This window comes from Sneathiella limimaris (assembly GCF_012932565.1).
Classification (GTDB): domain Bacteria; phylum Pseudomonadota; class Alphaproteobacteria; order Sneathiellales; family Sneathiellaceae; genus Sneathiella; species Sneathiella limimaris.
Genome location: NZ_JABBYJ010000001.1, coordinates 2681989 through 2699630 on the forward strand (window position 1 = coordinate 2681989; position 17642 = coordinate 2699630).

Consider the following 17642-nt stretch of genomic DNA (forward strand, 5'->3'; position numbering starts at 1 on the left):
AGACAATGAAAACCAACGATCAACTCGACAAATGGGACCGCGAGAATTTTTTCCATCCGTCCACACATCTGGGGCAGTTTGCCCGCGGTGAAGCCCCTAACCGGATTGTTACCGGTGGTAAGGGTGTGTATATCCAGGATCGGAACGACAATAAGCTGCTTGATGCCTTCGCAGGACTTTACTGCGTGAATGTGGGCTATGGCCGGACAGAAATTGCCGATGCCATTGCAACGCAGGCAAAAGAGCTTGCCTATTACCATGCCTATGTGGGGCATGGCACAGAAGCGTCCATCACCCTGTCCAAAATGATCCTCGACCGCGCACCGGATCACATGAGCAAGGTTTACTTTGGTCTCTCCGGCTCGGACGCGAACGAGACCAATATCAAGCTGGTCTGGTACTATAACAATATTCTCGGACGGCCAGAGAAGAAGAAGATCATCTCCCGCTGGCGGGGCTATCATGGCTCGGGCCTGATGACAGGCTCCTTGACCGGGCTTGAGCTATTCCACAAGAAGTTCGATCTGCCCCTGGCGCAAGTTATTCATACAGAAGCGCCTTACTACCTCCGCCGCAGTGACGCCGCCATGAGCGAAGAAGAATTCTCCGCTGATTGCGCGAAAAAGCTGGAAGAGCTGATCCTCGCCGAAGGACCGGATACCGTTGCCGCCTTTATTGGGGAGCCTGCCCTTGGTACTGGTGGACTGGTTCCACCCCCTGCCGGATATTGGGCGGCTATTCAGGAAGTCCTCAATAAATACGATATCCTGCTGATTGCGGACGAAGTAGTCACTGGTTTTGGTCGCCTCGGCAGCATGTTCGGCAGTGAGCATTATGGCCTTAAGCCAGATCTCATCACCATTGCCAAGGGTCTCACTTCTGCCTACGCGCCGCTCTCCGGCTCCATCGTCGGGGATAAAATGTGGGACGTCCTGATGCAGGGCACGGATGAAAATGGTCCGATCGGGCACGGCTGGACTTACTCTGCCCACCCAATTGGCGCTGCAGCAGGCGTTGCCAATCTGGAACTGGTGGACAAGCTCGGGCTTGTTGAGAACGCCGGTAAAACCGGAGCCGCCATGAAAGCCATGATGCAGGATGCACTCGGCGATCACAAAAACGTCGCTGAAATCCGCGGCGAAGGCCTGCTGATTGCATTGGAACTCGCCGAAGATCCAGAAGCGCGCAAATTCTTTGACCCCGCCAAAACCATCGGCGCCAAAGTTGCCGCAGCGCTCCTCAAACGCGGTGTAATCGCTAGGGCGATGCCGCAAGGGGATATCCTCGGCTTTGCTCCGCCGCTCTGCATCACCGAAGACGAAGCCAAAATCGTCGTCGATGCTGCCGCGGAAGCCGTCACGGAAGTGCTGGGATAAGACAGGGCGTCCAGCACACCAAAGCCCTCAGGGAAACCTGAGGGCTTTTTTTTATGTGATGGTTTGGAACAGCCCCCTCACCCCAGCAATTTCGGGGTCATGAAGTGGGTGAGATGGCCGCGGGCGAGGCCCACGTCTTTCCAGTTATCTGAGTTGAATTGCATGCTGGCTATAGCGCCGGTCGAAAATTTACGGCGGATGAAATGCTGGACCTCGGATTCCCGGCTGGCGATCCAGTTGACCAATGACAGCGCCAGTTCCTGCATGGCCGGGTTGTGGCCGACGATCAGGGCATGATCATAGCTATCCTCCAACTGATGGAGGAGCTCTATCAGTCCATGCCCCATCCCGGCGGAATAGATCATCTTGTCATAGCAGATATTGAAATCACCACCAAAAGCCGTCTGCACCCGAGCCAGAGTTTCCTTGGTTCTTTGCGCCGGTGAGCAGAGAACAACATCGGGGGAGATTTTGTTTTCCAACATATATTTGCCCATCCGCGGCGCAGCCTTTTTACCCCGCGGGGCGAGCGGTCGGTCGTAGTCGCTCAAGGAATAATCCTCCCAACTGGATTTGGCGTGGCGCATCAATGTCACTTGCTTTGGCATCTGTTCCCCTTAACTTTATCCCACTCCGCTTCACAAAAGAGGTAGGTGTGGTATGCGCTAATTTCCAGCCCTGATCCCGTGAATTTTTTGAGACAGCGCCCTTGAAACATCTCTTGCCCGATAAGATGTTATAGAATAACAATAGCCTGTACCCTAACGAACGTCTGATGATGCCCAAGCCCATGCGATTTGCCGCCCTCACCCTATTGTTCCTCCTGCTTATGCCGTTAAAGCCGGAAGCCCATCCCCACGTATGGATCGATATGAAGACAGAGCCGCTGTTTAATGAAGCGGGAGAGATGACCGGGCTGGAGATTTACTGGCTGTTTGGAGACTTTTACTCTGCCTTTATCATGGAAGAAATTCCAAAGGATGCGGATGGCACGCCAAACGCGGAAGCTTTAAGGGAGCTTGCTGCGGGGAACCTGACCAATCTGGCGGAATATAACTATTACACCAAGATCACCAAGGATGGAGAGGATCAAGCCTTTACCCTTCATCCGAAATTCACAACCGGGATCACCGACTACCGGCTATGGATGAAGTATCAGATTGATCTGAAAACCCCGCTCGACCCGGTTCAGGATGGCATTCGCTATTCCGTCTATGACCCCACCTATTATATTGAGATCCTGCATGACGATAAGGCCCCCTCGACCCTATTGCCGGCAAGCCAGAGGGATCGCTGCAAGTCGACCCTAATCCCCCCGAACCCACCAGAGGAAATGAGTATTATGGCCTATTCCCTCGACCGGACAGAAAAGCCAAACTTCAACTTGGGTGATTACTTCGCGGAGTGGGTCAAGCTTTCATGCAAATGACACCGTTCATTAAGGCTGGGCTGGCTGTGCTGATCTTCACGCTCGTCATGCCGAAACTCGCGCTGGCGGCGGATCTGTCGCTACTGGATCAATGGTTGATGACCATCCAGCAGAAACAAAGCGCCTATCACCGGGAGCTGGCGAGCGTCCTCAAATCCATCCGGGATGGCGGCTGGATTGCGACCTGGTCGCTGGTCAGCTTAAGTTTCCTCTATGGTGTTTTTCACGCGGCCGGACCCGGACATGGCAAAGCGGTGATCAGCACTTATTTATTGAGTAATGAAAGCGAGCTGAAACGCGGCATTCTGCTGGCTTTCCTCTCTGCCCTCTTGCAAGGGATAACAGCGCTCAGCCTAATCCTGGTTCTCGTCCACCTGATCGGGTTCACCCGGCGGCAGGCAACCGATGCGGTTCCCCTATTGGAAATGGTGAGCTTCGGTCTTGTTACCCTTATTGGGATCTTTTTGATGAAACGGGCCCTCACCAGTTTCCTGAAATACAGGCGACTATCAAGGGAAGAGCAACAGCTCATCGCCAAACCTCACTCCCATACCCATACCCACGACCACTCCCCTCATCACAGCCATGCGCATGATGAGGCCTGCAGCGATTGCGGGCATGTTCATGCACCGGATCCGAGCCTGTTAAGCGGCAAGGTTCGACTGCGCGAAGCGATCGGGATTATTGCCTCCATTGGGATAAGACCCTGCACCGGATCTTTACTGGTGCTGATTTTTGCTGAAAGCCTGAACCTTCGCTGGGCGGGAATATTCTCTGTGCTTGCCATCTCACTTGGCACAGCGATAACGGTAAGCGCCCTCGCCACCCTCGCGGTTTATTCACGAAAGCTGGCTGGCCGTCTTGTGGCCCGGCAGGATAGCCCTGCCCTTAAATACGCCTCTATTGGGGTGATGTTCAGTGGTGGATTGATCGTCACCCTGTTAGGCGTGATGCTGTTCCTGTCAGTTCAGGGAACGCAGCATCCACTAATCTAGGATCGGTTCAGCTGCTCGGCAACGCCGCTCGCCAGAAGGGCTTCAATTTCCGCGTCGGATTTACCGAGGGATTTGAGAACCTCGACAGAGTTTTCGCCAAGAGACGGCGGTCTGTTCACCGGCTCAACACCAGACTCAGATAGCCGAAGCGGACTGCCGATCAGGGAGATTTCGCCTGCCTCAGGATGCTGCAGCGTATGCACCATGCCGCGAGACGTGGCCTCGGCAGACTGAAGGGCTTCCAGGACAGAGCGAACCTCACCGCCGGGGAGCTTGTTTTCCTCCATCTTCGTGCAAAGTTCCAAACGCGTGAATTTATTAAGATAAGGCTGCATGGCTTCCACTAGAGCCTCGCGGTTATTGGCCCGGTCCGTGTTGCTGGCAAACCGGGGATCGGTGACCAATTCCGGCGCTTCGAACACATCCTCGCAAAGACGCTTGAATTGACCGTTATTGGCAATGGCCATGATGACGAACCCATCAGAAGCCTTAAAGATGCCATAAGGCGCAACAAACGGGTTTGAATTGCCGTAGCGATCGGGGTTTTTGCCGAGCCAGAGGCTGTTATTGGCATAATAGGACAGTAGTGCAAGCCCGCAGTCCAGCAGGCAAATATCAATGGCCTGACCTTTGCCCGTCCGCTCCCGCGCGAAAAGGGCCGCAAGACATGCCTGCGCAGCATGATGACCCGTCACCAGATCGACGATGGCAACAGGAGCACGCAAGGGATCCTGCCCCGGCTCCCCATTGAGCATCATCAGTCCGGATTGGGCCTGGATTACCAGATCATAACCAAGGCGATGCTTGAAATCGCTCTCCCGTCCATAGCCAGAAACCGAACAGTAAATCAGCTTCGGGTTTTTCTTGGACAGGGTTTCATAATCAAGACCAAACTTGGCAGCGCCGCCCAGCTTGAAATTTTCCACAATCACATCAGCCTGCTCCGCCAGTTCGCGGGCGATCTTTTGCCCCTCCTCAGAGGCCAGATCCAATGCAATGCTTTTCTTGTTGCGGTTTACGGCGTTGAAAAAACTGGTGTCATTTGCATGAACCGGGGTTCCCATTGTCCGAGTATCATCCCCGCCGCCAACATTTTCAATCTTGATAACATCTGCCCCTAAATCGCCGAGGGTCTGGGCACAAATTGGACCGGCCAGAACCCGGGACAGGTCCAGCACACGAACGCCTGCCAATGCTCTCATCTTCTTATCCTTGTTGTTCTTCTTCTTTTTATTCTGAGATCAGAGTAGCGTGTGCCGGAACCCTAGTAAAGAAGTCCCGGCAACCAAGTCGCAATATCTGAAAACAGCCAGATCGCCAGCACGCCCAAAATCTGCAACCCGATAAAGGGCACAACGCCGAGATAAATCTGTCCGGTTGTCACCTCTTTTGGTGCAGCCCCACGCAAGTAAAAGAGCGAGAAGCCAAAGGGGGGCGTCAGGAAGGAGGTTTGAAGGTTGATGGCAATCAGGATGGCAAGCCACATGGGATCATGCCCCATCAGGATCAGGGCAGGCGCAATAAGTGGCAGCAGGATCACTGTGATTTCCACAAAATCCAGGAAGAAGCCCAGAACGAAGATAATCAGCATACAGAAGATCAACGCGCCGGTTGCTCCGCCCGGCATGGATTGCAGGATTTCAGCAATCCGGTCCTCACCGCCCAGTCCAACAAATACAAGGCTGAACACGCTAGCCGTCAGAATGGTCGCGAAGATCATGGCCGTCACTGTCATGGTCGATGTGAGCGCCGGTTTCAGGATGTCATTTTTGAAAATCTGCCGAAGAGAAAGTGCAATCGCCAGTGCCCCGGTCAGGGTCAGCAGGATATAAAGACCCGCCATGGAAATCTCAAACGCCCCGATGTCAGAGCGTTGCAAGCGCACGGGGAAAAGACCTGAGAGAACCGCCAGCAGAATAAGCGAAATCCCCCCGGCCAATATCAGAACGGGTGACGCTCCTTTGCGGATACCGGCCATCAGAACGACACCAATGGCGCCAACAGAAGCTGCCTCACTTGGCGTTGCAACGCCGCCGAGGATCGCCCCCAATACTGCAAGGATCAGGATCACTGGTGGCAGGATCGCGCGGGAGATTTCAGACAGGCTCGGCTTTGATACCTCCTCGCTCATGGCTGGGGCATCATTCGGCAAAAGCCAGGCCCGGATCAGCAAATAGAGGATATAGATCCCGACCAGGACCAGTCCCGGCACTAGGGCAGCCGCAAAAATCTGACCTACCGAAATGGTTTCGATGGTGAATTTTCCTTGCGCAAACTGGGCCTGCTGATAGGCGTTTGACATCACATCAGAAAGGATAATCAGCAAGGTTGACGGCGGAATGATCTGCCCCAAAGTGCCCGAAGTGCAAACAATGCCGGAGGCGAGCTTGGGGCTATAGCCATTTCTCAGCATGGTTGGCAGGGCAATCATTCCCATGGCAACAACCGTTGCCCCGACAATTCCGGTCGATGCGGCAAGGAGTGCGCCAACAAGAACAACCGAAACCCCAAGGCCACCTCGGATATTGCCAAAAAGCCGCCCCATGGTTTCCAGGAGCTCCTCCGCAATGCGGGATTTTTCAAGGATCACACCCATAAAAACAAAGAGCGGAATAGCGATCAGCACATCGTTACTGAGCAGGCCAAAAACCCGCTGACCAAGCGCCCCCAACAAGGAAATGTCAAAAACGCCGAGTGCCCAGCCAAGCCCGGCAAACAGCGTTGCGACACCGGCAATGGAAAAGGATACGGGATAGCCCAGCAGAATACCGGCGATCAGGGCCGCAAACATCAAAAGATCAAGAGGAAGCGCCATTAATTCATCCCTCCTCTCAGACGGAGGAGATCACGCAACATATGAGAGATACCCTGGATCAGCAGCAGGATACAAAAGCCCGGGATCAAGGATTTCAAAAGAAAAGAAGCTGGAATACCGCCCACTGAAATGGGCCCTTCCAGAATAGCCCAGGATGTGGAAACGGTGGGCCATGTCCAGTAGAGCAAAATAATCATGGCCGGAAAGAGAAAAGCAAAATGTCCGAAAAGATCAATACGGGACTGTCCTATTCTGGCAAATTTCGCGTAGAAGATATCGACCCGCACATGGCCATCAACCAGATAGGTATAGCCCGCCCCCAGCATAAAGAGGAAGCCGTGCAAATAGAGCACCCCTTCGTTCAGGAAGATGAAGCTCACCCCGAACACATAGCGAAGGACAACGATTGTAAATTGCAGCAGAACCATCAACAGGGCGGCCCAACGAATGACACTGCCAACCCCTTTATTGATCCCGTCCAGAAAAGCGGCAAACTTCTCCATAACTCTCTACCTTGCCATAAAAAAAGCGGGCTCTACGCGAGCCCGCTTCCATCAAACACCAATTAGTACTTGTAGTCCATCGCTCTCGCGTTCATCTGGCCGTTATCAGCGTAAGGCATGTAACCTGCTACCAGTGAACGGTAGGAGATGAAGCTTTCAACGATTTTCCGAACCAGCGGATCTTCATCTTCGCGCAGGTCAGCGATCACTTCACCCGCTGCATTGCCCATGGCTGTAACAACACTGTCAGGAAGCTTTTTGACCTGAACGCCCTGCTCTGCAACCAGCTTCTGAAGCGCGATGGCATGCTTGGTTGTGTATTCGGTCCAGACTTCGTTATAGAGACTGTCACAAGCGTATTTAACGGCCTGCTGCAGGTCTGCTGGAAGTGCATTGAAGGCTTCCAGATTGACGGCGCATTCCTCTGCGGATGATGGTTCACCCACACCTGGCCAGTAATAGTTTTTCGCAACCTGATAGAAACCAAGAGCACTGTCTGTCCAAGGACCGATAAACTCACCCGCATCCAAGGCACCGGATTGCAGGGCCTGGAACATGTCGCGGCCACCCATGGCCTGAACAGCCATGCCGAGCTTGGCACACATTTCGGACGCCAGACCTGTTGTCCGGAAGCGAAGACCTTTCAGATCATCGACGGAATTGATTTCTGTTTTGAACCAACCCTGCCATTGCGGGCCAGAGTTACCACAAAGGAAAGGCTTCAGACCAAAGCGGCCATAGATTTCATCGTAAAGTTCCTGGCCACCGCCATGAGCGAGCCAGCCAACCTGTTCATCACCCCGAAGACCGAATGGCTGAGAGCCAAACATCAGGATACCTTTGGATTTTGACCCCCAGTAAGCTGGAACAGCGTGATAAAGTTCTGCCGTTCCCTGAGAGACCGCATCAAAAACACCACGGCCTGGAACTAGCTCACCAGCGGCAAAGAGTTTAACTTCAATCCGGCCACCGGACAAAGCAGTGATACGATCAGCGAGTTTCTGTGCGGCTACCCCTGGTCCAGGCAAGTTTTTCGGCCAAGCGGTGACCATTTTCCACTGCATTTTGCCTTGCGCAATTGCTGGTGTTGCCAAAGTGGATGCAACGGCGCCAGCCCCTGCAACTTTCATAAAATCCCTGCGTTTCATATTTTGATCTCCTCGCATGATCCCCAGTTCAGGGGTTAATTGTCCTAAGACCCTTCGAAGACGAGCGCGCTTCCCCAAAAAGCATCAGCCCTTGCCGATCTTAACGATTAACTTATAATCGGCTTTTAGTATTATGAGCATGTTTTATGTTTATATGTGTATACATAAAAGTCAACTGGATTTCTAATCAATGATTACGAAGCAAGCTGTTACCCACCAATCCATCCGGGCGATCATATTGGACCGGATCCATAAGGGCGAGTGGACTGCAGGCACCTATATTCCCGGTGAAGCTGATCTTGCCGTCGAATTTGGCTGCTCTCGCACGACAGTGAACAGAGCCCTTCAACAGCTGGCCGAGGAAGGGTTGGTTGAACGCCGCCGCAAACGCGGAACGCGCATCACGCCGATGCCCGTTGCGAAAACCACCCTGGAAATTCCGATCATCCGAAAAGAAGTCACAGCCAGAGGCGGCACTTACAGCCATCATGTCCTGGTCAATGAAATGGCGCTGCCCCCCATATCTGTCCAGGCCCAATTTACAATTTCCAACCAGAAACTGCTGCACCTGAACACTCTGCACCTTTCTGACAATACTCCGTTCATGTATGAGGAAAGATGGGTCAACCCGGCAGAGGCGCCCGGTATTCTTGAGGCTGATTTTAAAGATGTCAGCCCTAATGAATGGCTGGTGAAGGAAGTCCCATACTCTGATGGCGATATCAGTTTTTCAGCTTCATCTGCCAGCGAGCGGGTCGCAGCCCATTTAGAAGTGCCGAAAGGCGCACCGGTTTTCCTGATTGAAAGAACAACACGGATGAATGACCGTGCAATTACGGCCTTGCGGATGTATTACCCAGAAGGTTTCCGCATGACCAGCAAGCTCTGATCACCAACTCTGTTCAAAGAGCTCAAGCACGGGCACCTTGGCCAATAAATCATTGGTCGTCAAAAGACCTGTCTGCGCATCCACGAACCCAGCGACCGAAGCCGCGTTTGTCACCGCAAGTTTCATCGCCGCTGACTTTGATTTACCGGCGGCAAGGGCATAGGACACAGTTGAGTTAAAAGCATCCCCTGCCCCGATGGTGCTTTCCAAATGACAGGGTATTGTCGGGCAGAAGGTGACGTCCGTCTCCGTTGCCAGATAGGCGCCTTCAGCTCCATTTGTCACCACAAGATGAGCACAGCCCGCCCCCGTTACCAACTTAGCCAGATCCTTCAGTAGGATTGGCGCGTCAACATCCCCAAGGCCATCCTTCAGAAGTTCAGGCTGGTCCGCATTTTCCATCCGAGGTGCATTTGAGATGGGAACAGAGCCTTCGGCAAGCGCTTTTGCCTCATCCCGGTTGATAGCAATGAGATCCACCCATTTAAGAGCGTCCAGAACCTGGGCTTTACGAAGGCGAATTTGCCGGATGCCTGGATTGCAAACGACGAATGCGCCTGCCGCTTTCGCCAATTCCACGATATGGGGGAAAGCATCGGCAGAGCCGGAGCTGAGTGTAGAAACATAAACAAGTTCAGCGCCGTCAAACATCTCAGGCTTGATATCTTCTGCCGAAAGACAACTGTTAGATCCCCGGTTGACAAAGACCCCCGCATTGCGCTCATGAGAGCAGATAATCACGGACTTACCGGTTGGCTCCGTCGGGTGGCGAAGAACGTAATCTGTTGCCACATTCTCAGAAACAAGGCGATCCATTACATGATCCCCATCCCGGTCTTTACCGAGCATCAGGACTGCCTGCACATCTGCCCCAAGGCGCGAAAAGCTGACGGATGCATTGGTCGCACCGCCGCCCATTTGGGTATCAATGTGAGTGGCTTCAACTTTGGCTCCCTGCTCCATCAGCAAATAGGAGTGTGCCGCATTTCGCATTGTGATGCTTTCAATATTGCGGGAGTGGATTGTGGCAATGACATCGATAGTCGCGCCACCAATAACAGTCACCTTCATTATTCAAACTCTTTCAAGGATCGATTGTGGCAGTTTGGCTAATGGTAACAGAATGCAATGCCCGATTTTCGAAATCAACCGGCGACTGATTATGTTTGCTGGTTTTGCTTTAGTTTTCCAGCGACTGGGGCGCGTCTTCATCAACCATTGCGTCCCACCAGGCAAAGGTTTCGTCAGCGGTATCAATCAGAATGGGGAGCACCTTGTTCACTTCCGGGATCTCGTTAGCGTTCTGTTCGATCAGAGAGGCTTGTTCGGCAAGACGATCTGAATGTAACGACAGAGCAATGCTGGCAATGGTGCGGGCTGATCGATTAATTAATGCCCGATCCTCGCCCTCGAGGCCCTTTTGCATCTCCTCAAGCTCCGTTTTCACCGAATAGGGGCTTTTCCTCAATAGGGATACAAATGTCTCTGCGCCCATCTGATCACGATACAGCTGCAGCTGCGCTGAATTTCCAATCTGGATCTTCTGTGTGCCTTCCAAGATGCCCCGGTCAATTTTTTTCTGAACCCCGTTTTTCATCCGGTGTTTTTCAAGCTGGACATGGTACTTGGTAACCAGTTTCTGTAATTGTGGCTTGGTGAAGGGTTTGGTCAGAACGTCATTCATTCCCATTTTTTTCATATAGGCATGACGATCGGTAAAGGCTTCTGCAGTTACCCCAATGATTGGAAGATCTTCAGAGTCAAAGCGCTTTCGAATAAGGCTGGTGGCTTCAATCCCGTCCATAATCGGCATATGAACATCCATGAGGATCATATCAAAATGTGTTTCCCCGACGCGATCAACGGCAATCTTGCCATTTTCAGCCACTTCAGACGTGTGCCCCAGATTTTCAAGGAATGTCTTTGTAATCATGGCATTAACCGCGTTGTCTTCAGCGATCAGGACATGCAATTTGTCGAGCGTTCCACTATCTGCCGCAACAATATCCGAAACTGTCTGCAGGATTTCCTGGTTCGTTGCAATACCAACCGGCAAGGTCACCGTAAAGGTAGAGCCCTTGCCCATTTTGCTGGTTACAGAAATGTTCCCGCCCATCAATTCGACCAGTTTCCGAACAATTGTCAGCCCGAGGCCCGTTCCACCAAATCGACGGTTAATCGTGTTATCGGCTTGAGAAAAGCTGTCAAAAATCGCATTTAGGCGATTTTCGGGGATACCCGCACCCGTATCAATGACGGAGATCGCAAGCATCTGGCGCCCATCTTTCATATCTTCTTGGCGCTGAACAGAAATTGTGATGCTGCCTTTATCTGTAAACTTCAGCGCATTACCTACCAAGTTCATCAAGATCTGACGGATCCGGGTCGGATCTGACAGTACATGGGAAAGAACATCGTCGCCAATCTCAACGTTGAATTTCAGCCCCTTCTGTCCTGCCTGATATTCAAAGGGCGCGCGAACAGAGTCCAGCACTTCAACAATGTCACAGAGAATTTTTTCAATTTCCAGATTGCCTGATTCAATCTTGTTCATATCCAGCACGTCATTGATCAACGAGAGGAGCGTATTCCCGGAATGCAGGATAGTCTGAAGCAACTCCTGCTGCCTGTCATCCAGGTCCGTATCCTCGAGCATATGGGCAACCCCGATAACGCCGTTTAATGGGGTGCGGATCTCATGACTGATTGTGGAGAGGAAGTTTGTTTTCGCTTCGTTGGCATCGTTTGCCCGTTTCACCAGCTTTTCGAGTTTTTCCTCATTCTTCAAGCGTTCCGTAATATCAATATAGGTCGAAATAAAACCGCCGTCCGGCATATAGCGGGTGATAATTTCCACATACCGGCCCTTCTTTTTCAAATGCAGGAATAAAGGAGACTTATAGGTTGTCAGGACCTTTCTAAATTCAGTCTCACGTCGCTTTCCACTCCATTCGCCAAAATATCCCCGATCAAACATGGCGTTCACGAAGGACTTGAAACTCGTCCCGATTTGAATTTCTTCTGGCGGCAGGTCCAATACCTCAGCCAATTTGGAGTTGGAAACAGAAAGCTTAAATTTATCATCAAACACAGCCAAGGCTGCCGGCATATTTTCCTTGGTTGCCTCCAACACCTGGCGGCTTTTCAGGATTTCATCCTCAAATTTTTTCTGCTCGGTGATATCCCGGATGATCCCGGTGTAAAGCAAACTTCCCTCAACCTGCATCTCACGGATAACCAGGTCCATCGGGAAAAGGGAGCCATCTTTGCGCTGGCCAAAGATGTCGTGCTTCTCATTGGGCTGAAACGGAATGTCTGATTTCCGCAAAAACTGGAGGTAACCTTCCCACCCCCCTTTGCCAAGATCCGGAAGCAATAAGCTGAAATTCTGCCCCAACAACTCAGAGCGTTCATATCCAAAAATAGATGCAGCTGACTGGTTTACGGATTCAACTAACCCATCTGAATCGATGGTCATAATGCCATCTGCAAGGGCTTCCAAAAGAGTATTCAGCCGTGACGTCTGCGAGACAAGAAACCGCCCGTCCTGTTCCAGACGCGAGAGGTTAAACTGCTGTTGAATGGCTTCTGCAAAATCCTTTAAGGCTTCAAACTCATCATATTGCAGGGTTCGTGCCTTGTTATCCATCAGGCAAAGGGTTCCGACATTAAAACCGCCGTAAGCCTTCAAGGGGAGCCCAACATAATATTTAAGCGGCTTGCCAAGAATATCGTAGGAGTTTTGCTTGAAACGATCATCCTGCTCAACATCGGAGATACAAATCAAATCATTCTGCAAAATTGTGTAGGCGCAGATACTGTCTTCGCGGGGACGTTCCGTTTTTTGAACCCCAATGTTGGACTTAGACCAAACCGTAGTTTCCCCGACAAGATTGATCTGAACGACCGGGACTTTCATCAGTTTGGCAACCAAACGGCAAATTCGGTCAAAGCCTTCTTCAGGGAAGGTTTTCCATAATCTGAGCTTTTGCATCGCCCTCAGGCGGCTGTCCTCATAATCTGGCAATTCCGGCTTTAACAATAATGCACCTGCAACAGAAGAAGGAAAAAGGTCGTTTACGTCTGGTTTTCACTAACCCTCCACAGTAGTTCCAGTTGGTTACTAATCAATTAATAACGTATATAAGAATAAGGGATAATTAGAAGGCCCTAGCCTCCTGCTTTTGAATGAATTAAACAGAAGAAATCTTTGAGTTATGGAGGGGCTATGGAATTCGATTATGTGATTATTGGCGCGGGGTCAGCAGGATGCGTACTGGCCAACCGGCTCAGTGCAGATCCGTCGCTTAACGTTGGGCTAATCGAATTTGGTGGCAGTGACCAGAGCATTTTTATCAAAATGCCAACAGCTCTCTCGATCCCGATGAATATGGATCGCTTTAATTGGGGCTTTGAAAGCGTTGAAGAGCCTGGACTTAACGGTCGGCGTATGGATTGTCCGCGCGGCAAAGTCCTGGGCGGCTCTTCCTCCATCAACGGTATGGTTTATGTGCGAGGTCACGCCTGTGATTTTGAGGAATGGCGGGAAGCCGGCGCATCAGGCTGGGGATATGCCGATGTCTTGCCTTACTTCAAAAAAGCCGAAAGCTGGATGAGTGGTGAGGATACCTATCGGGGTGGCAGTGGTCCCGTCAAGGTCAACAATGGCAACAATATGAAGCTCAACCCCCTCTATGAAGCCTTTATCAAGGCCGGCAATGAGGCAGGATATCCAATCACTGGTGACTATAACGGCTTTCAACAGGAAGGCTTTGGGCCTATGCATATGACTGTGGATGGCGGCGTTCGCGCCTCCACCGCCAAGGCCTATCTGGATCCCGTTAAACACCGCACCAACCTCACCATCATGACCGATATGATGGCCGAAAAGGTAATTTTGGAAAACGGTGTCGCCAGAGGGATTGAGCTCACTTCAAAAGACGGAAAAAGCGAGACAATTAAAGTGCGCAAGGAAGTGATCCTTGCGGCGGGCTCTATTGGCAGCCCGACCTTGCTGCAACGATCCGGTGTTGGCGATGCAGCGTCGCTGTCAGCAGCAGGCGTTGAGCCTGTGCTCGACCTTCCGGGTGTGGGTCAGAATTTACAAGATCATCTGGAGGTCTATTTCCAATATAAGTGCAAAGAGCCCCTCACCCTCAATAGCCGCCTTGGTCTTGTCAGCAAAGGCATGATCGGTACGCAATGGATGCTGTTCAAATCGGGACTGGGGGCAACAAACCATTTTGAATCCTGCGGTTTCATTCGATCCCGCAAGGGTCTGAAATGGCCAGACGTGCAGTATCACTTCCTACCTGCCGCCATGCGATATGATGGAAGAGCCGCATTTGAAGGGCACGGATATCAGGTGCATGTGGGACCCAACAAACCGAGCAGCCGGGGAAGCGTCTCCATCACGTCACCGAAAGCGGCCCAAAAGCCCCGTATTCAGTTCAACTATCTAACAACTGATCAGGATGTGGAGGATTGGCGAAACGTCATCCGCCTAACCCGCGAAATTCTCAATCAACCGGCCCTTGACCGGTACCGGGGCGATGAAATCCAGCCGGGTCTCTCCATCACCAGCGATGAACAAATCGATCAATGGGTTCGGGAGAATGTGGAAAGCGCCTACCATCCCTCTTGCACCTGCAAGATGGGCGATCGGGATGATACGCTCGCAGTTGTCGACAGCAATTGTTCGGTTAGGGGCCTTCAGAATTTGCGCGTCGTGGACAGCTCAATTTTTCCAACTATCCCCAACGGCAACTTGAACGCCCCCACAATCATGGTTGCGGAAAAAGCGGCAGACCATATCCTGGGCAAAGGCCTTCTTTCGCCCATTGATGCACCCTACTGGATTGACGAAGACTGGGAAAATCGCCAACGACCAAGAGAGCCGAAAAACGCCATGATGTAAGCCAATTCCTACATCACGACGTAGGGCGCTTCCCGCCAGTTGCGAATGTCCCGATGCAGATCCTCCAGCTCATCAACTTCCAACTGGATAAAATCCAGGGCGGCTTTTTCATCCAACATGGCTGAAATTTCTTGCCAGTCAGCAACGGTCAGCGTCTTAAGAGCAAGGGGGAAGAGGCTCTTCTCCTCATTGCGCATATGCAGGATATGGGCGTTCAGATATTCTTTCGCCACTGAAACCAACCAGTATCTGGGCAGCTCGCTATCGCTTTCGACATTTTCGACGGCTTCAACAAGCGCATTTCCCAAAAAGGCAAGTTTCTGGTGATCAATATGCGTATTGGAAATCAGGTCGGCGCTACTCGCATCCTTGGCCGCTATCCGCCTATAAATTTCATCCTCAACTTCGTGATGATTAAGAGCTGTGGCTCGTCTTAAATACTCAATTACGCTTTCAACCAATGTATAATCCAGCGAATTCCCCTCGGCGAACTGGTCAATTTCCTTAGCCAAAACAGATAGCGCAATGTCCATCCGTTTATGAGCATCCTTCAAGGTCTTAATGATATCTGACATAATATACCTCGTTCTGTTAGCCACCCACGTCAACAAGGATATTAGAAAATCTGGAAAAAGCTTTGATTTGGATCAGCCGAAAAAAAAGGCCTGCCAGCACCCCCATGCCAGCAGACCATAAACACCCTCCACAGGTGTCAACACACTACTATTGCTTTAACACTGATTTCAGATGATCAGATTGAGATTTGAGGTCGGACGCAACTGACTTGACCATATCAGAGCCGTCACTAACGTCCCGCACAATGTTACTCACCACTGTTACATTGCTGGTAACATCCGCAACGCCGCTTGCGGCTTCATGAATGTTGCGGGATATTTCTTTGGTAGCCGCATCCTGCTCTTCCATTGCACCGGCAATTCGCTTGGTTACCTCACTGATCTGGGTAATGGAACCGGTGATGCCATCGATTGACCCGACAGCGGTACTGGCAACATGCTGAATTTCCTCAACTTGACTGCGAATATCCTCTGTCGCTTTTTCAGTCTGAGCGGATAGGCTTTTGACTTCACTGGCAACCACGGCAAATCCCTTACCGGCCTCTCCGGCACGCGCTGCTTCAATTGTTGCGTTAAGCGCCAGCAACTTTGTCTGGTTAGCAATGTTGTTAATCAGGTTGACCACGTCGCCGATCTGATCAGAAGCTTCAGACAAGCGTTTAACCATATGATTAACCTCATCAGATTGGGCAACCGCCGTCTCGGACACCTGTGTCGAGTTATTGACCTGCAGATTTATTTCCTGAATGGAGTTACTAAGCTGCTCGGTTGCAGAAGCGACTGTCTGGGTATTTGTTCCCGCCTCCTCTGCGGCGGCAGCTACGGCTGTTGCCTTGTTAGAGGCTTCGCCAATCTGCTCGGCCATGGTCATAGAGCTTCCCTCAAGCTGAGTAGCCGCGACGGAAATTGTCTCTACGCATGATGTGAAGTTTTCAATCTTGTCAGCGACACCATCCGCAGCCCGATTGATCCGGCGCGCAGCCACTGCATAAGCACCAGGGAGCCCTTCACTCGCGATCCGACGATGGTATTTATTTTCAGAAATGTAAGTGAGGCAAGCAGTTGACTCACGTACATAAGCGTCAGCACGATCAATCATTTCATTGATCTTCAGGCATAACTCTCTTTCCAGACCCTGCTCTACCGGCAGATCCGTTATCCGACTTTCAAAATCCCCTTCACAAAGCTCTGTTACAACTTCCAGAATTTGAAGCAGACGCCCTGCAGAAACCGTCTCGTCGAACGCATTCTTATTTAACTCAGGCTGCATGTTCATGACGTCCCTCCCCATCAATCAATGATTTGCCCAGCATCAGGCTAGACATGAACTCTGAATAGGTTGTTTGCTTCTTGTTCATAAGTTCAGTGAGATGGGCCAGTGACTTCGCTGTCCCCTCTTTGTGACCGGATGTTGCCGCCTCAATCGCATTCATTTCATCGTAGAGAGGCTCAATCACAGTTTTGATCACCCTTGGATCCGGAACTCGCCGTGTCGAATGATACCCAACATGGTGTCCATCCCGATAAGATGGCGTGACATGCGCCAACACCCAGTAATGATCACCAGATTTCGTTTTATTGACCACATAAGCGAAGATTTCCTGCTCCTGCTTAAGGGTCTGCCAGAAATATTCAAACACACCACGCGGCATGTTCTCATGCCGGATCATATTGTGCGGTTTTCCAATTACCTCATCTTCCCGATAACCGGCAATTTCCAAAAATGTATGATTGGCATAAGTTAAAATGCCTTTTAAGTCAGTCTTACTAACGATCAGATCATTCCGATCGAAGAAGACTTCCTGTCCCCTATAGTTCATCCCCCAGCTCCTTGCCGATATCAGTCTAGATAAGTTCCAGACGTTTCTCCCTTTGACAAAGTCGGGGGTTACTATTTTATGAGACCCCTTAAGCAATCCTTAACCAAGAATTAGACTAAAAGTCATATATTAAGAGGAATTTGAAAATATTCAGCAGACATGAAATTAAGATTTT

Annotated in this window: 15 protein-coding genes; 5 read left to right on the top strand and 10 right to left on the bottom strand. The window is 51.2% G+C overall.

The genetic code is table 11. The features are described from left to right. Positions 1-5: 5 nt before the first annotated feature. Complete coding sequence (locus HH301_RS13040; RefSeq protein ID WP_169569330.1) at positions 6-1376, top strand: aspartate aminotransferase family protein; 1371 nt, start codon at positions 6-8, stop codon at positions 1374-1376. A 77-nt stretch (positions 1377-1453) separates the two neighbouring features. Here HH301_RS13040 and HH301_RS13045 read toward each other — a convergent pair whose 3' ends face one another. Then, entirely contained in the window at positions 1454-1984 is a 531-nt protein-coding gene (locus HH301_RS13045; RefSeq protein ID WP_169569331.1) for a SixA phosphatase family protein, read from the bottom strand. 167 nt (positions 1985-2151) lie between these two features. Here HH301_RS13045 and HH301_RS13050 point away from each other — a divergent pair, with 167 nt between their 5' ends. Further along, complete coding sequence (locus HH301_RS13050; protein WP_169569332.1) at positions 2152-2805, top strand: DUF1007 family protein; 654 nt, start codon at positions 2152-2154, stop codon at positions 2803-2805. After that, entirely contained in the window at positions 2796-3800 is a 1005-nt protein-coding gene (locus HH301_RS13055) for a nickel/cobalt transporter (RefSeq protein WP_169569333.1), read from the top strand. The genes HH301_RS13050 and HH301_RS13055 overlap by 10 nt, the downstream gene beginning before the upstream one ends. On the opposite strand, the gene HH301_RS13060 is transcribed toward HH301_RS13055, so the two are convergent. The 4 genes from HH301_RS13060 to HH301_RS13075 form a co-directional block, all read right to left on the bottom strand. Then, entirely contained in the window at positions 3797-5002 is a 1206-nt protein-coding gene (locus HH301_RS13060; protein ID WP_169569334.1) for a CaiB/BaiF CoA transferase family protein, read from the bottom strand. The genes HH301_RS13055 and HH301_RS13060 overlap by 4 nt on opposite strands. Positions 5003-5064: 62 nt before the next feature. After that, a complete protein-coding gene (locus HH301_RS13065; protein WP_169569335.1) occupies positions 5065-6615 on the bottom strand; it encodes a TRAP transporter large permease in 1551 nt (516 codons plus the stop codon). Beyond that, positions 6615-7118 (bottom strand): TRAP transporter small permease subunit, encoded by a 504-nt coding sequence (locus HH301_RS13070; RefSeq protein WP_169569336.1) that lies wholly within the window; start codon positions 7116-7118, stop codon positions 6615-6617. The genes HH301_RS13065 and HH301_RS13070 overlap by 1 nt, the downstream gene beginning before the upstream one ends. A 62-nt stretch (positions 7119-7180) precedes the next feature. After that, positions 7181-8266, bottom strand: a complete 1086-nt coding sequence (locus HH301_RS13075) for a TRAP transporter substrate-binding protein (protein WP_169569337.1) — start codon at positions 8264-8266, stop codon at positions 7181-7183. Positions 8267-8456: 190 nt separating this feature from the next. Here HH301_RS13075 and HH301_RS13080 point away from each other — a divergent pair, with 190 nt between their 5' ends. After that, entirely contained in the window at positions 8457-9155 is a 699-nt protein-coding gene (locus HH301_RS13080) for a GntR family transcriptional regulator (RefSeq protein ID WP_169569338.1), read from the top strand. Here the strand turns inward: HH301_RS13080 and HH301_RS13085 are convergent, their stop codons facing one another. Both HH301_RS13085 and HH301_RS13090 read right to left on the bottom strand, forming a co-directional pair. Further along, on the bottom strand, positions 9156-10226 hold the full coding sequence (locus HH301_RS13085) for a carbohydrate kinase family protein (protein ID WP_169569339.1): 1071 nt from the start codon (positions 10224-10226) through the stop codon (positions 9156-9158). Between the two features lie 109 nt (positions 10227-10335). Next, a complete protein-coding gene (locus HH301_RS13090; protein WP_169569340.1) occupies positions 10336-13197 on the bottom strand; it encodes an ATP-binding protein in 2862 nt (953 codons plus the stop codon). Between the two features lie 186 nt (positions 13198-13383). Between HH301_RS13090 and betA the strand changes: the two genes are divergently transcribed. Then, positions 13384-15072 (top strand): choline dehydrogenase, encoded by a 1689-nt coding sequence (gene betA / locus HH301_RS13095; RefSeq protein WP_169569341.1) that lies wholly within the window; start codon positions 13384-13386, stop codon positions 15070-15072. 8 nt (positions 15073-15080) lie between these two features. Here betA and HH301_RS13100 read toward each other — a convergent pair whose 3' ends face one another. The 3 genes from HH301_RS13100 to HH301_RS13110 form a co-directional block, all read right to left on the bottom strand. Then, the gene (locus HH301_RS13100) at positions 15081-15647 is read right to left on the bottom strand and encodes a hemerythrin domain-containing protein (RefSeq protein WP_169569342.1); all 567 of its coding nucleotides are present in this window, start codon (positions 15645-15647) and stop codon (positions 15081-15083) included. Positions 15648-15795: 148 nt separating this feature from the next. Beyond that, positions 15796-16923 (bottom strand): methyl-accepting chemotaxis protein, encoded by a 1128-nt coding sequence (locus HH301_RS13105; RefSeq protein WP_169569343.1) that lies wholly within the window; start codon positions 16921-16923, stop codon positions 15796-15798. Beyond that, positions 16907-17467, bottom strand: coding sequence for a PAS domain-containing protein (locus HH301_RS13110; protein ID WP_169569344.1), 561 nt, complete (start codon positions 17465-17467; stop codon positions 16907-16909). The genes HH301_RS13105 and HH301_RS13110 overlap by 17 nt, the downstream gene beginning before the upstream one ends. Positions 17468-17642: the final 175 nt, after the last annotated feature.

What these genes read in the sequence shown, in the direction of transcription:
- HH301_RS13065 (WP_169569335.1), bottom strand. Translation starts at nt 6,615, where the DNA reads ATGGCGCTTCCTCTTGATCTTTTGATGTTTGCGGCCCTGATCGCCGGT.
- HH301_RS13060 (WP_169569334.1), bottom strand. Translation starts at nt 5,002, where the DNA reads ATGAGAGCATTGGCAGGCGTTCGTGTGCTGGACCTGTCCCGGGTTCTG.
- HH301_RS13080 (WP_169569338.1), top strand. Translation starts at nt 8,457, where the DNA reads ATGATTACGAAGCAAGCTGTTACCCACCAATCCATCCGGGCGATCATA.
- HH301_RS13100 (WP_169569342.1), bottom strand. Translation starts at nt 15,647, where the DNA reads ATGTCAGATATCATTAAGACCTTGAAGGATGCTCATAAACGGATGGAC.
- HH301_RS13110 (WP_169569344.1), bottom strand. Translation starts at nt 17,467, where the DNA reads ATGAACTATAGGGGACAGGAAGTCTTCTTCGATCGGAATGATCTGATC.
- HH301_RS13085 (WP_169569339.1), bottom strand. Translation starts at nt 10,226, where the DNA reads ATGAAGGTGACTGTTATTGGTGGCGCGACTATCGATGTCATTGCCACA.
- HH301_RS13105 (WP_169569343.1), bottom strand. Translation starts at nt 16,923, where the DNA reads ATGAACATGCAGCCTGAGTTAAATAAGAATGCGTTCGACGAGACGGTT.
- HH301_RS13050 (WP_169569332.1), top strand. Translation starts at nt 2,152, where the DNA reads ATGATGCCCAAGCCCATGCGATTTGCCGCCCTCACCCTATTGTTCCTC.
- HH301_RS13075 (WP_169569337.1), bottom strand. Translation starts at nt 8,266, where the DNA reads ATGAAACGCAGGGATTTTATGAAAGTTGCAGGGGCTGGCGCCGTTGCA.
- HH301_RS13055 (WP_169569333.1), top strand. Translation starts at nt 2,796, where the DNA reads ATGCAAATGACACCGTTCATTAAGGCTGGGCTGGCTGTGCTGATCTTC.
- HH301_RS13070 (WP_169569336.1), bottom strand. Translation starts at nt 7,118, where the DNA reads ATGGAGAAGTTTGCCGCTTTTCTGGACGGGATCAATAAAGGGGTTGGC.
- HH301_RS13040 (WP_169569330.1), top strand. Translation starts at nt 6, where the DNA reads ATGAAAACCAACGATCAACTCGACAAATGGGACCGCGAGAATTTTTTC.
- HH301_RS13045 (WP_169569331.1), bottom strand. Translation starts at nt 1,984, where the DNA reads ATGCCAAAGCAAGTGACATTGATGCGCCACGCCAAATCCAGTTGGGAG.
- betA (WP_169569341.1), top strand. Translation starts at nt 13,384, where the DNA reads ATGGAATTCGATTATGTGATTATTGGCGCGGGGTCAGCAGGATGCGTA.